The following is a 16,899-nucleotide window of genomic DNA, read 5'->3' as shown; positions in this document are numbered from 1 at the left end:
ATGGCGAAGCGGGGACGGCTGCGGGTGCTGCTCGGCGCCGCCCCTGGCGTCGGGAAGACGTTCGCGATGCTCCACGAGGGCACCAGGATGCGCGAAGCAGGCAAGGACGTGGTGGTCGCGGTCGTCGAGACCCACGGCCGGGCCGCGACGGCCGAGGCGGCCGCCGGGCTCGAGGTGGTGGGACGCGCGACGTACCTGCACCGCGGCGTCGAGCTCACGGAGATGGACCTCGATGCGGTGATCGGGCGGCGTGCGGAGGTGGCGCTCGTCGACGAGCTCGCGCACACGAACGCGCCCGGTGCGCGCAACCTGAAGCGCTGGGAGGACGTGGAGGAGCTCCTCGACGCGGGCATCGACGTGGTCTCCACCGTGAACATCCAGCACATCGAGTCCCTGAACGATGTGGTCGAGCAGATCACGGGGGTGCCGCAGCGCGAGACGATCCCGGACGACGTGCTGCGGCGAGCCGATCAGGTCGAGGTCGTCGACCTGTCCCCGCAGGCGCTCCGGGACCGCCTCGCCGGCGGGCTCGTGTACCCGGCTGAACGCATCGACGCGGCGCTCTCCAACTACTTCCGCCTCGGCAACCTCACGGCGCTGCGCGAGCTGGCGCTGCTGTGGCTCGCCGACGACGTCGACCAGTCCCTCAAGCGCTACCGGGACGACCACGGCATCGACGCGACGTGGGAGGCGCGCGAGCGGGTCGTCGTCGCGCTGACCGGGGGAGCGGAGGGGGAGACGCTGCTTCGGCGCGGCGCCCGCATCGCGGCGCGGTCCGGCAGCGGCGAGCTGCTGGCGCTGCATGTGACGAGCCAGGACGGCTTGCGCGTCGGGGATCCTGGGCATCTTGCACGGCAGCGGGCGCTTGCGGAGCAGCTGGGCGGCACCTACCACCAGGTGGTCGGCGAGGACGTGCCGGCGGCCCTCATCGAGTTCGCGAGGTCGGTGAACGCGACGCAGCTCGTCATCGGCGTCAGTCGTCGCAATCGGGTTGCCGCGCTGCTCACTGGCGCGAGCGTGGGCAGTGCCGTCACTCGGGACGCCGGCACCATCGACGTGCACATCGTCAACCATGCGGATGCCGGCGGCCGGCTCAGGCTGCCGAGGCTCGGCGGGGCGCTGACCCCGCGTCGCCGGATCGCCGGCTTCGTGCTGGCCCTCGTCGCGGGTCCGCTGCTCACCTGGCTGCTCGCGTCCCTCGGCAGTGTCGACTCGTTCACGACGCACGCCCTCAGCTACCAGGTGCTGGTCGTGGCGGTCGCCCTGGTCGGCGGCCTCTGGCCAGCGCTCTTCGCGGCCGTGCTGTCTGGCGTCACCCTCGACTTCTTCTTCGTCGCCCCGTTCGGCACCGTCCTCATCACCGACCCGAGCCATGTCACGGCGATCGTGCTGTATCTCGTCATCGCCGCCCTCGTGAGCTTCGTCGTCGACCGGGCGGCGAGAAGGGCGCGCGAAGCCCGTCGGGCGGCCGCGGAGTCCCAGCTGCTGCAGACCGTCGCCGGCAGCGTGCTCCGTGGGCAGAACGCGATGCAGGCCCTCGTCGAGCGGACGCGCGAGGCGTTCGGCCTCGCGGGCGTGCGGCTCGTGGATGCGCGAGGCGTGGATGCGCGGGGCGACGAGACCGAACCGCGCGTGCTCGCGAGCTGCGGTGAGCCGGTGCGCGGGGACCGGCACACCTCGATTCCGGTCGCCCCACCGTCGTCCGGTGGCTCGGGAGTCGCCCTCGAGCTGCACGGTCGCGAGCTCGACGCCTCGGAGCGCCGGCTGCTGACCGTCATCGTCGCGCAGCTCGGCGCGGCCGTCGAGCACCGCGAGCTGCGGGAGGCGGCCGACGAGGTCGCCCCGCTCGCCGCCTCTGACAAGGTCAGGCGGGCGCTGCTGTCCGCGCTCAGTCACGACCTCCGGCGTCCCCTGGCATCCGCGACAGCTGCGGTCACCGGCCTTCGCGTTGCGGGCGACGAGCTCGACGACCACGACCGTGACGAGCTCCTGGAGACCGCGGACGAGAGCCTCGGCACGCTCGCCACGCTCGTGACCGATCTCCTCGACGTGAGCCGCCTCCAGTCGGGGGCGCTCGCCGTCTCCGTCATGAGCATCGACCCGGCCGATGCGATCCTCCCGTCGCTGGACGAGCTGGGGCTCGGCCCCGCCGACGTGGAGCTCGCGCTCGACCCCGCGGTCGCATCCGTCGCCGCCGATCCGGCCCTGCTGCAGCGGGTGCTGGTCAACCTCCTCGCCAACGCGGTCCGCCACTCGCCGCCTAGTCGAACGGTCCGGCTCGCGACCAGCCAGTTCGGGGGCGACGTGCAGATCCGAGTCGTCGATCACGGGCCAGGGATCCCCGCCGAGCGACGCGGTGAGGTCTTCGAGCCGTTCCAGCGGCTCGGCGACACCGACAACACGACCGGCCTCGGGCTGGGGCTCGCCATCTCGAAGGGCTTCGTCGAGGGAATGCAGGGCACACTGGTTCCCGAGGACACCCCGGGGGGCGGGGTCACGATGGTCGTGACACTGCCGATTGACGCGGCGGCGACCGCCGGACGACAGACAGGGGAGGGGAGGCGCGCATGAAGATCCTCATCGCGGACGACGACCCGCAGCTGCTTCGCGCCCTGCGCATCACCCTCACCGCCAAGGGATACAAGGTGCTGATCGCCCGCAACGGGGCGGAAGCCATCTCCGTCGCGATCGACCATCGCCCGGACCTGTACCTCCTCGACCTCGGCATGCCGGAGCTCGACGGGCTCGAGGTCATCGAGGCCATCCGGGGTTGGTCTGAGGCGCCGATCCTCGTCGTCTCGGGGCGCAGCGGGGCGGGCGACAAGGTGGATGCCCTTGACGCGGGCGCGGATGACTACGTCACGAAGCCGTTCTCCATCGACGAGCTGCTCGCGCGCATCCGAGCGTTGTCGCGCCGAGTCCCGCAGGCTGGCGGTGAGCCGGTCGTCGTGTTCGGCGACGTGTCGGTCGACCTGGCGGCGAAGAGCGTCGTTCGCACCGTCGGCGGGGAGTCGACGCACGTGCGCCTCACGCCCACGGAATGGCAGGTGCTGGAGCTGCTCGTGCGCAACGCTGGGCGTCTGGTGACCCGGCAGATGCTGCTCACCAGCATCTGGGGGTCGGAGCACGTCAACGACACCGGCTACCTGAGGCTGTACCTGTCGCAGCTGCGCAGGAAGCTCGAGCCGGTGCCGTCGGCGCCGCGCCACCTGCTGACGGAGGCGGGCATGGGGTACCGGCTCGTGCTCCAGCCGGACGGCGTCGCCTAGTTCGTCGCAGCGTCGTCCGAAGGGGCTGCCCGGCTCGCCTCCTCGGCGCTGGGGAAGTTGATGTCATCCACGTCGACATCGATGTCGCCCACGTCGTCCGGGCCGCCCGTGCCGGGGCGCACGTTCACCTGGTCGGCGTCGATGTCGTTGTCGACGCCACCGTCGACCTCATCCACGCGCTCGGTGCTCGTCTCCTGCTTCTCCTGCGTCTCCGTCTCGCTGCCGGGGGAGTAGCTCGTGTCCTTCTCGAGCTGGTCGCTCTCGGGGAGGCTGTCTTCGCTGTCGTGCATCTGATGGCTCATCGTGCGAGCTTGCGGTCTCGTCCTGGGTGCGCGCGCAATTGTGCGTGTGCGGAGGCCGTGAGTCGCTGAGGGTCCCGGGGTAGGCGTGCCCGCGTCAGGCGCCCGCGCAGGCGAAAGGGCCGGGCCGCAGTTTGCTGCGCCCGGCCCTTCGTCGCGAGTCGACCTCGCTCTCGTCAGTCCTCTTCCGGCTCGAACGTGGAGGCGTCCGGGTCGTAGCCGACCGCGACCCCGTCGTCGGAGTCGGGGATCGTGCCGTCTTCGCCGAGGCCGTTCGGCTTCTCGTCGCCGTCGCTGTCGTGGGAGATGTTCTGGTCGCTCATCGTGGGCCTTCCGTTCGGGGTCTGCTCTGACTTGTGGCGACGATAGCGCTCGACGCTGAAGGGTTTTCCGGATCCGCGCGTGCGTCACCGTCCTACGATGAAGTGTGATCTCGATTCGGCGAGCTGTACCCGCGGATGTGCAGGATCTGCTCGGCATCTGGCGGCGCTCGGTCGAGGCGACGCATGCGTTCCTCTCCGCCGCAGACGTCGACGCGATAGCGCTGGATGTCGAGAGCTACCTGCCTCGCATGTCGGACCTGCGCGTCGCCGAACGCGGTGGGCGGCTCGTCGGATTCGTGGCACTCGAGGGTGACGTCATCGAGATGCTGTTCGTGGATGCGGATGCGCAGGGCACCGGTGTCGGGAGCACGCTGCTCGACGCCGTGCTCGCGGGGCGAGCTCTCACCCGGGTCGACGTGAACGAACAGAACTCGGCGGGGCGTGCGTTCTACGCGCGCCGGGGGTTCGTCGAGGTCGGTCGCTCCGAGACCGATGGCGAGGGGCGGCCCTTCCCGATCCTCCACCTCACAGCCCGAGCAGCAGCGACGCCGCGATGCCGACCATGACGACGGCGATGATGGCGTCGAGGACACGCCAGGCGACGGGCTTCGCGAACACCGGCTGCAGGAGGCGCGCGCCGAAGCCGAGGGCGGCGAACCAGACGACGCTTCCGACAGCAGCGCCTGCACCGAACAGCCATCGCGCCTCGCCGTGTGTGTTCGCGACCGACCCGAGCAGCACGACCGTGTCGAGGTACACGTGCGGGTTCAGCCAGGTGAGCGCGAGGCACGTGAGCACGGTCGGCAGCAGGGCAGAGGATGCCGCGGGGCTGTCCGCATCCATCGCCTTCGGCGTCATCGCCCGGCGGGCCGCGAGCAGCGCGTAGCCGAGCAGGAACGCTGCCCCGGCGATGCGCACGACGGTGGTCAGCCAGGGGAGCGCGGTGAAGACGATGCCGGCTCCGCCTACGCCGAGCAGGATCAGGAGCGCGTCGGAGAGCGCGCAGACGGCGACGACGGCGAGCACGTGCTTCCGCAGGAGCCCCTGCCGAAGCACGAACGCGTTCTGCGCGCCGATCGCGACGATGAGCGACAGGCCGAAGCCGAAGCCGGCGAGTGGGGTGAGCAGGTCCAGGGTCATGCCGCGACGATATGGCGCGTTGAATATCCGGGTCCAGCTCATTTTCCTTGGCAATCATTAGCATTGCTTCATGCCAATTGCTGCGTCTGCGTTCGACCCCCAACGTCTCGCCGCGCTCCGCGCCGCCGTCGAGACGGGCACCTTCGAAGCCGCCGCCCGCGAACTGCGCGTGACCCCGTCCGCGATCAGCCAGCGCATCAAGGCGCTCGAGAGCGAGACGGGCCGGGTGCTGCTGCAGCGCAGCAAACCCGTCGCGCCGACCGAGTCCGGTGAGGTGCTCCTGCGCCTCGCCAGGCAGCTCGATGCGCTCGGACGGGAGGCATCGAGCATCCTCGGCCGCGTGGGGGCCGGTCCCGGAACCGGCACGGTCGCGGACCACGCGAGACCCGCCCTCGAGCGCCTCCCCATCGCCGTCAACGCCGACTCGCTCGCCACGTGGTTGCTGCCCGCGATCGCGCCGCTCGCCGACGAGATCGCGTTCGAGCTGCGCCGGGCCGACGAGACGCAGACCACGGAACTGCTGCGGCGAGGAACGGTGACGGCGGCCATCACCGCCGACCCGGCGCCCGTCCAGGGCTGCACCTCGGTGCTGCTCGGCGCCATGCGCTACGTGCCCATGGCGTCTCCCGGCTTCGCCGCGCGCTGGTTCGAGGCTCCAGGGGAGACGCTGACGGATGCCCTGCATGGCGCCCCGGTCGTGGTCTTCGACCGAGCCGACACGCTGCAGGACCGCTACCTGCAGGCCGTGGGGGTCGACCCCGGAAGCCCGCCCTGCCATTACGTGCCGTCGTCCGCCGACTTCGTCACGGCCATCCGCCTCGGCTTCGGCTGGGGGCTCGTCCCGGAGCAGCAGCTCGAGGACGAACCTTCGTTGGTGCGGATCGACCCTCGGGGCTGGGTCGACGTGCCCCTGTTCTGGCAGCAGTGGCAGCTGCACACGCAAGCGCTCGGGCGGACGGCGGCAACCGTGTCCGCCGCCGCACGCGTGGCCCTACGGGCATCCGTCTGACGCCTCACTGGCAGCCCACGTCAGCGGCCCGCTGCGACCGCCGCGAGCACCACCGGGTCCGCGCATCCTCGGGCGAATCCGCGGATGCGACGGTCGATGTCGCGTTGCAGGATCGCCCCGCCGATGCGCTCGGCGAGCGGGGCAAGCCATCTCGGCCTGCAGGCGAAGTTGTACCGCCAGACGGCGAGTGTCGCGGGTCTGCCGTCGCCGGACTCGTCCTCGGCGGGGCTGAACCGCCAACCCCCGCCGAGTCGTTCGAAGAACCAGGATCCTCGTGTCATCTTCATGCCGACGTTCGACGGCGGCTTGTAGGAGACGTACTCGCTGATCATTCGGAACCCGAGACGGTGCACGGTGAAGGTGCGCACCCCTTTCGCCGGCCGCTCGGCTCCGTCGAGGAAGCGCTGGCGGCGGATGAACGGGTCCCATCGCAGTCGCACGTCGCCGGTCGTCTGGGACACGGCGAAGGCTGTCGCGGGGTCGACGGGGACAACGCAGCGGGACTCGACGACGGGCATGCCCCATCGTCACACGGGGCCATCCCGGGACGTGCGGAGGCGCTCACGGATGCGCCGTCTTGTCAGGTTCGCGGAGGATGACGTGCTTGCCTGGTGGCTGACGGACGCAAACGGCGGGAGCAACCATGAAGGACAACCAGCACAGCGACGAGCGACTCGGGGACTCGATCCAGGGAGATCCGATCGGAGACCCCGCGGACCTGACTGCCAGCGAGGAGAAGTCGGGCGCGGAGCCGGCCGGTGAGAGGGGCGACGTGCTCGGGGCTGTGGGCAAGCTCGCGAACGTGCTCGCGTTCGGGAAGCTCTCCGACGCCTCGTCGGCGACCGCGACGGCCGACGGCACGTTGCCGTCGGACCCTGACGACGACGGCACCGGTGGCACTGGCGGCGCGCGCCGCGCCGGGGCTTGACGAGTCGCACGGGTCAGGCCCGGCCGTCTTCGATCAGTCGACGATGAACAACCGCGCGCCGGCCTCCGTGCGCGAGCGGTGGGCCTCCATGTCGGTCCCGACCTGGTAGCTCTGGCCAGCGCTCAGCGTCACCAGGCGGCCATCGTCGAGCTCGGTGACCAGCGTGCCGTCGAGCACGAATAGCACGTGTCCGCGTGAGCACCAGTGGTCGGCGAGGTAGCCGGGAGAGTAGTCGACCATCCGGATGCGAGTCTCACCGATCTGCTGGGTCCGCCACCGCGCGTCGCCCGTGGTGCCCGTGTGGACGGTCGGCTCCAGCGAGGCCCAGTCGGTGGTGGTGAAGGCGTGCCCGAGAAGATCCATGGCTCGACGCTACCGCCCTGCGCAGCCGCCCCGCACCGCCGGTCGGGCTACCTGTCGGCGTTCTCGAGCGGCTGGGATGCGCGCATCGCCTCCGCGGTGATCTCGAGCGACCGGACGCGGTCGGCGCTCTGCAGCGCGCCGTGTCCGATGATCAGCTCGTCAGCCCCGGTCGTCTCGGCGAACTCCGTGAGATAGTCCCGCACCTCCGGCCCGGTGCCGACAGCCGTGTAGCGCATCATGTTCGCGATCTGCTGCCCCTGGGGGCTCGCCAGGATCTGGTCCATCTGCTCGTCCGTGAAGTCGGAGTTGGGTCCTCGGAGGAGAACGCTGCGAAGGCGGGACCTCCTGGAGCGAGTGAACTGCTCCTGCGCTTCAGCTGCGTCGAGTGCCGCGACGACGTTGACGCCCACGATCAGGTGGGGTGCCTCGAGCTGCTCCGACGGCTGGAAGCGCTCGCGATACAGGGCCACGGCCTGGAAGAGCTGGTCTGGCGCGAAGTGCGACGCGAACGCGTACGGCAGTCCGAGCTGCGCCGCGAGCTGCGCGCCGAAGAGGCTGGATCCGAGGATGTAGAGGGGCACGTTCGTGCCCCCACTTGGCACTGCCTGCACACCCGGGATGGTCGACTCACCGCGGAGGAAGGCCTGCAGCTCGAGAACGTCCTGCGGGAACTCGTTCGCGGACGCGGGGGAGCGGCGCAGGGCCCGGAACGTCGCCTGGTCACTGCCGGGGGCGCGCCCGAGTCCGAGGTCGATGCGGTCCGGATACAGGGTCGCGAGGGTGCCGAACTGCTCGGCGATGACCAGCGGGGAGTGGTTGGGGAGCATGACGCCGCCGGCCCCGAGCCGGATCGTGGAGGTCTGCGACGCGATGTGCCCGATGAGGACGCTCGTCGCGCTCGACGCGATCGTGGGCATGTTGTGGTGCTCGGCGTACCAGACGCGGCGGTACCCGGATCGCTCGGCGGCCTGGGCGAGCTCGACGCTCGCCTGGAAGCTCTCCCTGACGGTCTGGCCAGGGGCGATGGGGGCGAGGTCAAGGATGGAGAGAGGAACAGTCACCTTGGATGCAACCGACGAGCCCCGTCAGGTGTTCCCACCGGCGGGCGGTCGCGTGTCGTGCGCAGCCCGTGTGGCTATTCGTCGCCCAGGTAGAAGGAGGCGGTGCGGGCCGCGGAGTCGTGTGCGTCGTCGGGGTCGGCACCGGCGCTGAGGTGGGCGGTGCACCAGCGGTCGGCCGCGGACTCGATGAAGCGCTTGCCCTCCGCAGTGTCGTTGAAGGCGGAGAGAGCCACCTGCACGTCGGTGCCGGAGTCGCCGAGAGCGAGTGCGAGGGCGAGGAGGGCGCCGTCCCAGCCGATGCCGGTGGCGGCCGGGCCGTATTGAGCCCAGTGCTCGTTGTCCGGCACCGTGTGGTGCAGCGTCAGGCGAGTGCCCGGTCCGGCGGGGTCGAGTGTCAGGCGGACTCGGCTGACATCGCCGTCGTACTCCCACGTCACGCGGAGCTCCGTGTGCGGCTGGCAGTGCTCGATGGTGCCGGATGTGCCGCTGGCGGTCAGCCGGTACCTCCCGCCCTCGGCGAGCTCGCCGTCGACGGGTTCGAACCAGCGCGAGAGGCCCTCTGGTGTTGTGCACGACGTCCACACGGCTTCAGGCGAGTTCGGGAAGGTGCGCTCGAGCGTGACGACGTAGCTCGTGCCGTCTCGCGCGACGCTGCGCGTGACGTTCTTAAGGCTCTCGGTCGACGCTCCGGCGGGGGACACCGGTTTCGTTTCCATGTGGTCAGCGTGCCTGGCGTTGTTGTGGAATGGCGCAGACCCGGGGAATTGCGCAAGGGTCCGGCTTCGAGGCGGATCTTGTCCGTGGCCTGCCGCACAATGAACGGATGCACATCCTGGTCACGTCGCTCGAGCGCGGCTTCGCGCTCGAAGATCGACGCGACGCCGCACCCACCGCCGACGCCGCTTCCTCGCACGCCCCTCGCGTGCGGATCGTCCCTGACGCCATCGGGCTCGCGCAGCTGGTGTCCGAGTGCGAGCGGTCGGCCCCAGCAGGCGACCCGATTCGCTGGGTGTGGAACAGCCAGGACATCGTGCCCCGGCTGCTCGCCCACGGGGTGCGGGTGGGCCGGTGCCACGACCTTCGGCTCGCGGGCCGCATCCTCATCACAGCCGGCTATCTCGATGCGAGCCTCGATGTGGCGGACGCGCGAGGCGGGTCTCACCCGGGCGAGGGCCTCTTCGACCTCGACGCCGAGAACCCGGGCACGCCCGCCGCGACCCGAGAGCTCTTCGAGGCGCAGCTCGCGGCCCTGGAGGCCGCGAACCACGGGGGATCCCGGAAGGGTGCGCTCGCGTTCCTCGTCGGGGTCGAGAGCGCGGGAGCTCTGGTCGCGGCGGAGCTCCGGGCTGCTGGCATGCCGTTCAGCGTCGGGCGCCACGAGCGTGTCCTCGTGGAGGCGCTGGGGCCGCGGGGCGCTGGCGGCAGGCCCGCGAAGCTCGAGGCCGCGGCATCGGTGGTGCGTTCCGCGCTGGACGAGCCGACCCTCAACGTCGATTCTCCCAAGGACCTGCTCGCTGCGCTGCGCCGCGCCGGGCTCGACGTGGCAAGCACCAGCAAGTGGGAGCTGTGGGGCAAGGACCATCCGGTTGTCGAGGCGCTCCTGCACTACAAGCGTCTGCATCGGCTGTTCACGGCGAACGGATGGACCTGGCGCGACGAGTGGATCCATGGCGGACGCTTCCGGCCCGACTACGTTCCGGGTGGCGTCGTGACGGGACGCTGGGCGACCAGCGGCGGCGGGGCCATGCAGCTCCCCAAGGAGATCCGCAGCGCGGTCGTGGCTGACCCGGGTTGGAAGCTCATCGTGGCCGATGCGGCGCAGCTCGAGCCGCGCATCCTTGCAGCCATGTCCGGCGATGAGGCCATGGCAAGAGCGGGCGCGCAGCGCGACATGTACACCGCGTTCGTCGATCGGGGCGTCGTACCCGACCGCGACAGTGCGAAGGTGGCGATGCTCGGCGCGATGTACGGCGCGACGAGCGGGCAGAGCGCGATCCTGTTGCCGGGCCTCGAGCGCGCCTACCCGCACGCGATGGCGCTCGTCGCCTCGGCCGCCCGCTCTGGGGAACGGGGACAGCAGGTGCACACCTGGCTCGGACGAACGTCTCCGTGGCCGCCCGCCGAGTTCTCGCCGCGCGACTTCGGACGCTTCACCCGCAACTTCATCGTGCAGGGCACGGCCGCCGAGTGGGCGCTCACCTGGATGGCAGGCATCCGGCAGCGGCTGGCCCGACTCGGAGCTGGATCGGTTGTGGATGCGCCGCTCGAGCGCAGCCCGCACCTCGCGTACTTCCTGCACGACGAGGTAGTGGTGCACGCGCCCGCCGAGCTGGCAGACCGTGCAGCGGCTGAGGTCGTCGCGGCAGCCGCCGAGGCCGGACGACTCCTCTTCTCGGGCAGCCAGGTCACCTTCCCCGTGGTGGCGCACGTCGTCGACAGCTACGGCGAGGCGAAGTAGCTGAGCGAAGGAGCGCGCTCAGCGCTTCGGCCACACCCACTGCGGACCCTCGAACTGGAGTTGGCCGCGGATGCTCGTCGAGCCCGCCTCCTTCTCGAGCTCGATGACGTTCGCGTCGTCGCGGAGGCCCTCGACGAGCGGCTGCGAGTGCGTGACGACGATGACCTGCGTCTGCTCGGATGCGCTGCGGATGAGGCCCGCGAGCGTCGGGAGGAGGCTCGGATGGAGGCTTGCCTCTGGCTCGTTGAGCACCAGCAGCTCGGGCATGCGGGGCGAGAGCAGGGCGGTGGCGAGGAGGATCATCCGCAGCGTGCCGTCGGACAGCTCGCGGGCGTCGAGCGGCCTTGCGAGGCCGGGCTGCGACATGACGAGCCGCGCCATGCCGGACGCGTCTTCCTCGATGCCCACCCGGGAACCGGGGAAGGCGGCATCGATGGCGGCGTGGAAGGCTCTCGCGTTGCCGACCCGCTGCACCGTCGCGAGGGCCGCGGGGAGGCGCGAGCCGTCATCCGGCAGCACTGGGGTGAAGGTCGCTGGGCTCGGCAGCCTCGCCGGGGCTGCCGCGTCGGTGCGGAGGTAGTCGAGGAAGCGCCAGCCGCGCGCCGACTCGCGGAGCGCGTAGAGCTCGGGCGCCGTCGACGGGTCGGCGAGGGTGGCGAGCATCGACTCGGCCTCGCGCACGCTCCACTCGGCGCGCACCAGCTTGAAGTCGGCGTCGCGCACCTTGACGAGGTTGCCGCGCCGTTCGACGAGTGTCGTTGAGGGGCGCAGCAGCTCGCTCGACCAGACGAGCTCGCTCTTCACGACCGGATCGAACGGGAAGTCGGAGAGGACAGGGATGCCCAGGTCGATCGCGAAGTTCTGGAGGGGCCTTGAGTCGGGGCGCTCGTGAGGCGGCATGCCGAGGTCGGTCGCGTACGAGGCGGTCGAGGTGCGGAGGCCGAGCTTGAGGGTGACGGGCGTGCCACGGGAGCGCTTGCCCGCGTGCAGCGCTGCCCGCAGCCCGCCTTCCATCGCGAGCGACGACAGGGCGCCCTCGCGGATGATGTCGTGCAGCAGGCGCAGGGCTCGGTACAGGTTCGACTTGCCGCTGCCGTTCGCGCCGGTGATGACGTTGAGGCGTTCGAGTGCCACCGTGACGCTCTTGATGGACCGGTAGTTCTCGATGGCGAGGAGTTCAAGCATGCTCACACGCTAGGAGGTGCCACCGACAATGTCGCTTGAGGGAGCGGAAGAGCCCCTCGGGCGGAGGTGAGCTCCGGCCCGAGGGGCTCCCGATCGACCAGGACTACTTGACCTGGCGGATGAGCTTCTTGTTGACGAACTCCTCGATGCCGAGCGAGCCGAGCTCGCGGCCGAAGCCCGAGCGCTTCACGCCGCCGAACGGCAGCTCCGGGCTGTCGAGGCCGACGCCGTTGATGTAGACCATGCCGGCTTCGATGGCGTCGGCAACGCGCTGTGCCTGCTCCTGGTCGGTCGTGAAGAGGTACGAGCCGAGGCCGAACGGGGTCGCGTTGGCGAGCTCGATGGCCTCCTCTTCGCTGCTGACCTTGTAGAGCGCCGCGACGGGGCCGAAGAACTCCTCCGTGTAGGCGTCGTTGTCTGGCGTGACGCCGGCGAGCACCGTCGACTCGAAGAAGTTGCCGTCGTGACCGCCGCCTGCGAGCAGCTGCGCGCCCTGAGCGACCGCGCGTTCGACCTGCTCCGCGAGGTTCTTCGTGGCTGGCGCCGAGGAGAGCGGGCCGAGCTCGGCGTCGTCCTTGGTCGGGTCGACGGGGGCCACCGAGGTCATCGCGGCCGTGAACTTCTCGGCGAACTCGTCGTAGAGCGAGTCGATGACGATCATGCGCTTCGCGCCGTTGCAGGCCTGTCCGGAGTTGTCGAGGCGGGCGGCGACCGCGGCCTCGACGGCCTCGTCGACGCTGTCGGTGCTGAGCAGGATGAACGGGTCGGACCCGCCGAGCTCGAGCACGACCTTCTTGAGGTTGCGCCCTGCGATCTCGGCGACGGCCGCCCCGGCACGCTCGGAACCGGTCAGGGAGACGCCGTGGATGCGGTCGTCGGCGATGATGTCGGCGATCTGCTCGTTGGTGGCGAAGATGTTGACGTACGCGCCCGTCGGGAAGCCCGCGTCCGCGAAGATCTGCTCGAGCGCGGTTGCCGACTCGGGGCACTGCCCGGCGTGCTTCAACAGGATCGGGTTGCCGAGCACGAGGTTCGGGCCGGCGAAGCGGGCGACCTGGTAGTAGGGGAAGTTCCAGGGCATGATGCCGAGGAGGGGCCCGATGGCGGAGCGCCGGATGAGGGCGGTTCCCTCGCCGCCGAGCAGCTCGATCGGGGCGTCCTTCAGGAAGTTCTCCGCGTTGTCGGCGTAGTACTGCAGGATGTCGGCGCTGAAGTCGACCTCGCCGTAGGACTGCTCCATGGGCTTGCCCATCTCGCGGGTGATGATCTGGGCGAGCTCCTCGCGGCGCTCGCGGTGCAGCTCGGCGGCACGGCGCATGAGGGCGGCGCGCTCTGCGACGGTGCTGGGCTTCGACCACGTGCGGTACGCGGTATCGAGGCTCTGCAGCGCAGTCTCGATGCCGTCCTCGGTGACGAGCGGGAATTCCTCTCCCTGCTCGCCGGTCGCTGGGTTCACAACTACGTAGGTGCTCAAACTCACTCCAGACATTGGATGCGTGCGCGCAGCATCGCGCGATTGGGTGAAGCCTAGGAGATGTGGCCTTGGAAACCCAGGGTTCGCGCCGAATTAACTGAATCTCGTTCATTTACGAGATGTGGGATGGTCAGCGCCGAGGAGCGGCGCCGAGCGTGCCTTTTCCAGCGGCGTCGTCCTAGGCTCGCGATCGGCGGGACGCGCCCGCCGGCGAGGGGATGACATGAGCGAGACGCAGGTCGCCGATGAGCAGTTCTACCGCTCCTTCAAGCGGTTCCTCGAGCGGGTCAACGAGACGCCGCCAGACGCGAGGGTGCAGCGAACGCCGTTCGGCGAGGAGCTGAGCGACTTCCTCGGTGCGGATGCCGAGGCGCTCCCTGTGGTCGTCGAGGAGTTCGCGAGCTACCGAATCGTCGACGCCGACATCGCACTCGAGGAGATCGCCGGCCGCGGGGAGGCCCGCCTCGTCGGTGTCGCGGGTGGTTCGGCCCACGCGCACGCCGGACTCGCCGAGCTCATCTCGAGCCCTCACCTCCCCTTCAAGCCGGGCCCGGCCGAGTTCGCCGAGAAGGCGACCGGGCCGGAGACCACCAGGCAGGTCGTGAGCTTCGGTGCCCGACTCCTCTCCTACCGCGGGGCGCGGGTCGTCATCATGCAGCGCGCATCCCGTCCCGACATGGGGCGGCCGCAGAGCCAGCTCGAGGTGCTCACCGCCGCCGAGCCGGCGCTCGTCTCCGAGCTGCTCGGTGAGGTGCGCTCGCTCATGGTCGAGCGCAGCGTCCTTCGCGGCAAGGTGCTGGCGTTCGAGAGCAGCGACTTCCGGATGGATGCCGGTGCGACGTTCTTGGAGCGGCCGGACGTCGCCGAGGGCGATGTCATCCTGCCGTTCGGCGTGCTCGAGTCCGTGGTCGCACACGTCATCGAAATCGGGCGCCAGCGCGAGGTCCTGCTCGCCGCGGGCCAGCACCTGAAACGCGGCGTGCTGCTCTACGGTCCGCCCGGCACCGGCAAGACGCTCACCGTCAGGCACCTCCTCAGCCGCACGGAGGGGGTGACCGCCGTGCTGTTGACCGGGTCGAGCATCCAGCACATCAGCGCGGCCGCGGAACTGGCCCGCACCCTGCAACCATCGATCGTCGTGCTCGAGGACATCGACCTCGTCGCCATGGAACGGCACGCCTCGCCGCAGCCGCTGCTGTTCGAAGTGCTTGACGCGCTTGACGGGCTGGACGGCGACGCCGACGTCGCGTTCATCATGACGACGAACCGCGTGCAGGTGCTCGAGCGTGCTCTCGTCTCCCGGCCCGGTCGCGTCGACCTCGCCGTGGAGATCGCGCTGCCCGGCGGGCCGGAGCGCTTCCGCCTGCTCGAGAAGTACGCGGCGGGGCTGCCGTTCAGCGAGGCGGCGCTGGCTGAGGCGGCGCAACGCGCCGAGCAGACCACCGGCTCGTTCTCGAAGGAGCTGGTCCGGCGGGCAGTGCTCACCGCGGCGAGGAAGGGTGTCGAGGTCGACGACGACATCCTGCTCCACGAACTCGACGAGCTCATGTCGGCGCAGTCCGCCCTCACGCGTCGGCTCCTCGGCGACGGCAGCGAGCCTGACGAAATCGGCGACGGCAGTGACGACGAGGGTGGGATGTCAGTCGCAGCGGCTCAGGCGCGGGCGGCGCTGTTCGAGGGCACGGGGCCGGGGCGGTACTCGACGACGTACGTTCCGCTCGGCGTCCAGCCCGACTTCGGCTGGACCGCGCATGTGCCCGCCTCGGGCGACAGCTACCAGCCAGGGGCGACGAGCGTGCCATCGGGGCCGGAGCATCCGGACACGAAGCATCCGGATACGCAGCGGACGGACGGAGCGTGAACGCGGTGGCCGTCAGGGGCAGATCTGTCGGAGCCGTGTGCGTCGGCGTCGGCGCGCTGCTCGCGATGAGCGGATGCTCGATCCTCATCCCGCAGTACGGGCTCACGATCAGGCAAGCGGTGATTGACGCGGAGTACACGGGCCCGGACTACGCCAGCAACCCCGCGGAGATCACGGAGTCGGCCTGCGGCGACGAGGTCGACTGCGTCGAAGCATGGTCGACGGACCAGGCTGACTACTACCGCTTCGCGACGCGAGACGAGGCCACCGAGTTTGCCGAAGGGCTCGCCGACGGCGCGCAGTCGCACTTCATCGTGATGGACTTCGCCGGCAAGACGGGCATCGACCGTGTCGACCAGGAGGCGGCGTCGTGCCAGTTGCGCGGGGTCCACTTCGATCATGAGGGCCCCTGCATCGACTGATGCTGCTGCTCCGCGACGTCTTCGAGCGGCCGCTCCGGCCGGCTGGTGTCCTGCGAGAACACCGATGTGCGGGCCGGACGCTGTTTTGCTTCCGGTCGCGCGTCGGTCTTTGCTAGTTTGATGAACTAGCTTCCTGGCGTTCGGTGCGCCAGCACGAGGAGGATCATGGCGCAGAAGCCAGCCGAGCACTCGTCCGGGTACTGGTACCCGACGGGAGGGCAGCACGCGACGTCGGTCGACGTGCTGAACCTGCTCCGTGAATACCGTGAGGCTGAGGCGAAGATGCGTGCGCGGACGCGGTCGTCGATGCGCATGAACGAGAACGACCTCCTGGCTCTCCGCTTCCTCCTCCAGCAGCAGCGCCACGGCAAGGTCGTGGTGCAGAAGGACCTGGGGCAGCGCCTCAACATCTCCTCTGCGTCGGTGACCGGTCTCGTGGACCGACTCGTGAAGAGCGGGCATGTCGAGCGTCGCCCGCACCCCACGGACCGTCGGGCCTCGATCATCGCCCCGACAGTCGAGTCCGACCGCGAAGTCCGAGAGACGTTGGGGGTCATGCACCAGCGGATGATCGCGGTGGTCGACTCCCTCAGCACCGAGGAACTCGATGGTGTCGCCAAGTTCCTCTCTGGCATGGTGGGGTCGGTCGAAGCGCCCGCCGCTCACGATGCCCCGACGGCCGACGGTGTGGCGGATCCGGCGCCCGTCATGGTCGTGCATCGCTCCTAATCGGCTCGCGGGATACCCGTCGCATGAGCGGGCGTCAACCCTTGAGCAGATCTTATTTAGTTAAATAAGCTACATATATGCTCGGACAACGACGAAGGCTCACCCGCACTGCAGTAGCCGACGCTCGACGACGCGCTGAAGACCGCTACTGGGATGTCTACCAGCGGACGGTCATGCCAGGTGAGCTCCTCGCCCTCTGCTTCGTGGGCGCCACGATCTCGATCGGCGTCGCCGTGTCCTTCTTCGCCTTCATGCCCTGGTAGCCAGGCGCAGGACCGTCGTGAGCGTGCTCCCGGCCGCTTGGATGTTCGGCACAATCGGCTGGTTCGGCTGACGGATCGGTGCGAGGCTCCCTGTGTGCATCCGCCTGGGTGCGAT

General features: G+C 69.9%; 19 protein-coding genes. 10 read left to right on the top strand and 9 right to left on the bottom strand.

The features are described 5' to 3' along the window. Window positions 1-2,571 carry a sensor histidine kinase gene (locus ACQFZP_RS16595; protein ID WP_211892123.1) on the top strand — a complete coding sequence of 857 codons (2,571 nt, stop codon included), beginning with the start codon at window positions 1-3 and terminating at the stop codon, window positions 2,569-2,571. Beyond that, a complete protein-coding gene (locus ACQFZP_RS16590) occupies window positions 2,568-3,269 on the top strand; it encodes a response regulator (protein ID WP_179555885.1) in 702 nt (233 codons plus the stop codon). The genes ACQFZP_RS16595 and ACQFZP_RS16590 overlap by 4 nt, the downstream gene beginning before the upstream one ends. Here the strand turns inward: ACQFZP_RS16590 and ACQFZP_RS16585 are convergent. Next, window positions 3,266-3,571, bottom strand: a complete 306-nt coding sequence (locus ACQFZP_RS16585) for a hypothetical protein (protein ID WP_179555886.1) — start codon at window positions 3,569-3,571, stop codon at window positions 3,266-3,268. The genes ACQFZP_RS16590 and ACQFZP_RS16585 overlap by 4 nt on opposite strands. A 173-nt stretch (window positions 3,572-3,744) precedes the next feature. After that, window positions 3,745-3,891 carry a hypothetical protein gene (locus ACQFZP_RS16580; protein ID WP_167516425.1) on the bottom strand — a complete coding sequence of 49 codons (147 nt, stop codon included), beginning with the start codon at window positions 3,889-3,891 and terminating at the stop codon, window positions 3,745-3,747. Between the two features lie 104 nt (window positions 3,892-3,995). Here ACQFZP_RS16580 and ACQFZP_RS16575 point away from each other — a divergent pair, with 104 nt between their 5' ends. Further along, window positions 3,996-4,457 carry a GNAT family N-acetyltransferase gene (locus ACQFZP_RS16575; protein ID WP_211892122.1) on the top strand — a complete coding sequence of 154 codons (462 nt, stop codon included), beginning with the start codon at window positions 3,996-3,998 and terminating at the stop codon, window positions 4,455-4,457. On the opposite strand, the gene ACQFZP_RS16570 is transcribed toward ACQFZP_RS16575, so the two are convergent. Further along, window positions 4,417-5,031: a LysE/ArgO family amino acid transporter gene (locus tag ACQFZP_RS16570; RefSeq protein WP_211892121.1), complete on the bottom strand. Its 615-nt coding sequence runs from the start codon at window positions 5,029-5,031 to the stop codon at window positions 4,417-4,419. The two genes, ACQFZP_RS16575 and ACQFZP_RS16570, sit on opposite strands and share 41 nt — an antisense overlap. Window positions 5,032-5,101: 70 nt before the next feature. Here ACQFZP_RS16570 and ACQFZP_RS16565 point away from each other — a divergent pair, with 70 nt between their 5' ends. Further along, the gene (locus ACQFZP_RS16565) at window positions 5,102-6,040 is read left to right on the top strand and encodes a LysR family transcriptional regulator ArgP (RefSeq protein WP_211892120.1); all 939 of its coding nucleotides are present in this window, start codon (window positions 5,102-5,104) and stop codon (window positions 6,038-6,040) included. Between the two features lie 20 nt (window positions 6,041-6,060). Here the strand turns inward: ACQFZP_RS16565 and ACQFZP_RS16560 are convergent, their stop codons facing one another. After that, a complete protein-coding gene (locus ACQFZP_RS16560; RefSeq protein WP_104310300.1) occupies window positions 6,061-6,558 on the bottom strand; it encodes an SRPBCC family protein in 498 nt (165 codons plus the stop codon). 125 nt (window positions 6,559-6,683) lie between these two features. On the opposite strand from ACQFZP_RS16560, the gene ACQFZP_RS16555 reads away from it, so the two are divergent. After that, window positions 6,684-6,968, top strand: coding sequence for a hypothetical protein (locus ACQFZP_RS16555; RefSeq protein WP_104310301.1), 285 nt, complete (start codon window positions 6,684-6,686; stop codon window positions 6,966-6,968). Window positions 6,969-7,001: 33 nt separating this feature from the next. On the opposite strand, the gene ACQFZP_RS16550 is transcribed toward ACQFZP_RS16555, so the two are convergent. The 3 genes from ACQFZP_RS16550 to ACQFZP_RS16540 form a co-directional block, all read right to left on the bottom strand. After that, complete coding sequence (locus ACQFZP_RS16550) at window positions 7,002-7,331, bottom strand: DHCW motif cupin fold protein (protein WP_211892119.1); 330 nt, start codon at window positions 7,329-7,331, stop codon at window positions 7,002-7,004. A gap of 47 nt (window positions 7,332-7,378) precedes the next feature. After that, complete coding sequence (locus ACQFZP_RS16545) at window positions 7,379-8,392, bottom strand: LLM class flavin-dependent oxidoreductase (RefSeq protein ID WP_211892118.1); 1,014 nt, start codon at window positions 8,390-8,392, stop codon at window positions 7,379-7,381. Between the two features lie 74 nt (window positions 8,393-8,466). After that, on the bottom strand, window positions 8,467-9,108 hold the full coding sequence (locus ACQFZP_RS16540; RefSeq protein ID WP_211892117.1) for an SRPBCC domain-containing protein: 642 nt from the start codon (window positions 9,106-9,108) through the stop codon (window positions 8,467-8,469). Window positions 9,109-9,215: 107 nt separating this feature from the next. Between ACQFZP_RS16540 and ACQFZP_RS16535 the strand changes: the two genes are divergently transcribed. Continuing rightward, the gene (locus ACQFZP_RS16535) at window positions 9,216-10,850 is read left to right on the top strand and encodes a bifunctional 3'-5' exonuclease/DNA polymerase (protein ID WP_211892116.1); all 1,635 of its coding nucleotides are present in this window, start codon (window positions 9,216-9,218) and stop codon (window positions 10,848-10,850) included. Between the two features lie 18 nt (window positions 10,851-10,868). Here ACQFZP_RS16535 and ACQFZP_RS16530 read toward each other — a convergent pair whose 3' ends face one another. Both ACQFZP_RS16530 and ACQFZP_RS16525 read right to left on the bottom strand, forming a co-directional pair. Next, complete coding sequence (locus ACQFZP_RS16530) at window positions 10,869-12,035, bottom strand: AAA family ATPase (RefSeq protein ID WP_211892115.1); 1,167 nt, start codon at window positions 12,033-12,035, stop codon at window positions 10,869-10,871. A 103-nt stretch (window positions 12,036-12,138) separates the two neighbouring features. Next, entirely contained in the window at window positions 12,139-13,509 is a 1,371-nt protein-coding gene (locus tag ACQFZP_RS16525) for an NAD-dependent succinate-semialdehyde dehydrogenase (RefSeq protein ID WP_211892114.1), read from the bottom strand. A gap of 223 nt (window positions 13,510-13,732) precedes the next feature. Here ACQFZP_RS16525 and ACQFZP_RS16520 point away from each other — a divergent pair, with 223 nt between their 5' ends. The 4 genes from ACQFZP_RS16520 to ACQFZP_RS16505 all read left to right on the top strand — a co-directional run bounded on the left by ACQFZP_RS16520 (window position 13,733) and on the right by ACQFZP_RS16505 (window position 16,784). After that, a complete protein-coding gene (locus tag ACQFZP_RS16520; RefSeq protein ID WP_211892113.1) occupies window positions 13,733-15,370 on the top strand; it encodes an AAA family ATPase in 1,638 nt (545 codons plus the stop codon). Between the two features lie 35 nt (window positions 15,371-15,405). Further along, window positions 15,406-15,792 (top strand): hypothetical protein, encoded by a 387-nt coding sequence (locus tag ACQFZP_RS16515; protein ID WP_211892112.1) that lies wholly within the window; start codon window positions 15,406-15,408, stop codon window positions 15,790-15,792. Between the two features lie 165 nt (window positions 15,793-15,957). Further along, a complete protein-coding gene (locus tag ACQFZP_RS16510) occupies window positions 15,958-16,521 on the top strand; it encodes a MarR family winged helix-turn-helix transcriptional regulator (protein WP_211892111.1) in 564 nt (187 codons plus the stop codon). Between the two features lie 77 nt (window positions 16,522-16,598). After that, window positions 16,599-16,784, top strand: a complete 186-nt coding sequence (locus tag ACQFZP_RS16505) for a hypothetical protein (protein ID WP_146080686.1) — start codon at window positions 16,599-16,601, stop codon at window positions 16,782-16,784. Window positions 16,785-16,899: the final 115 nt, after the last annotated feature.

Source organism: Pseudoclavibacter sp. Marseille-Q434 (assembly GCF_050315415.1).
Classification (GTDB): Bacteria; Actinomycetota; Actinomycetes; order Actinomycetales; family Microbacteriaceae; genus Pseudoclavibacter.
Note: the sequence above shows the minus strand (reverse complement) of the source record. Positions and strands in the feature narration are given on the sequence as shown.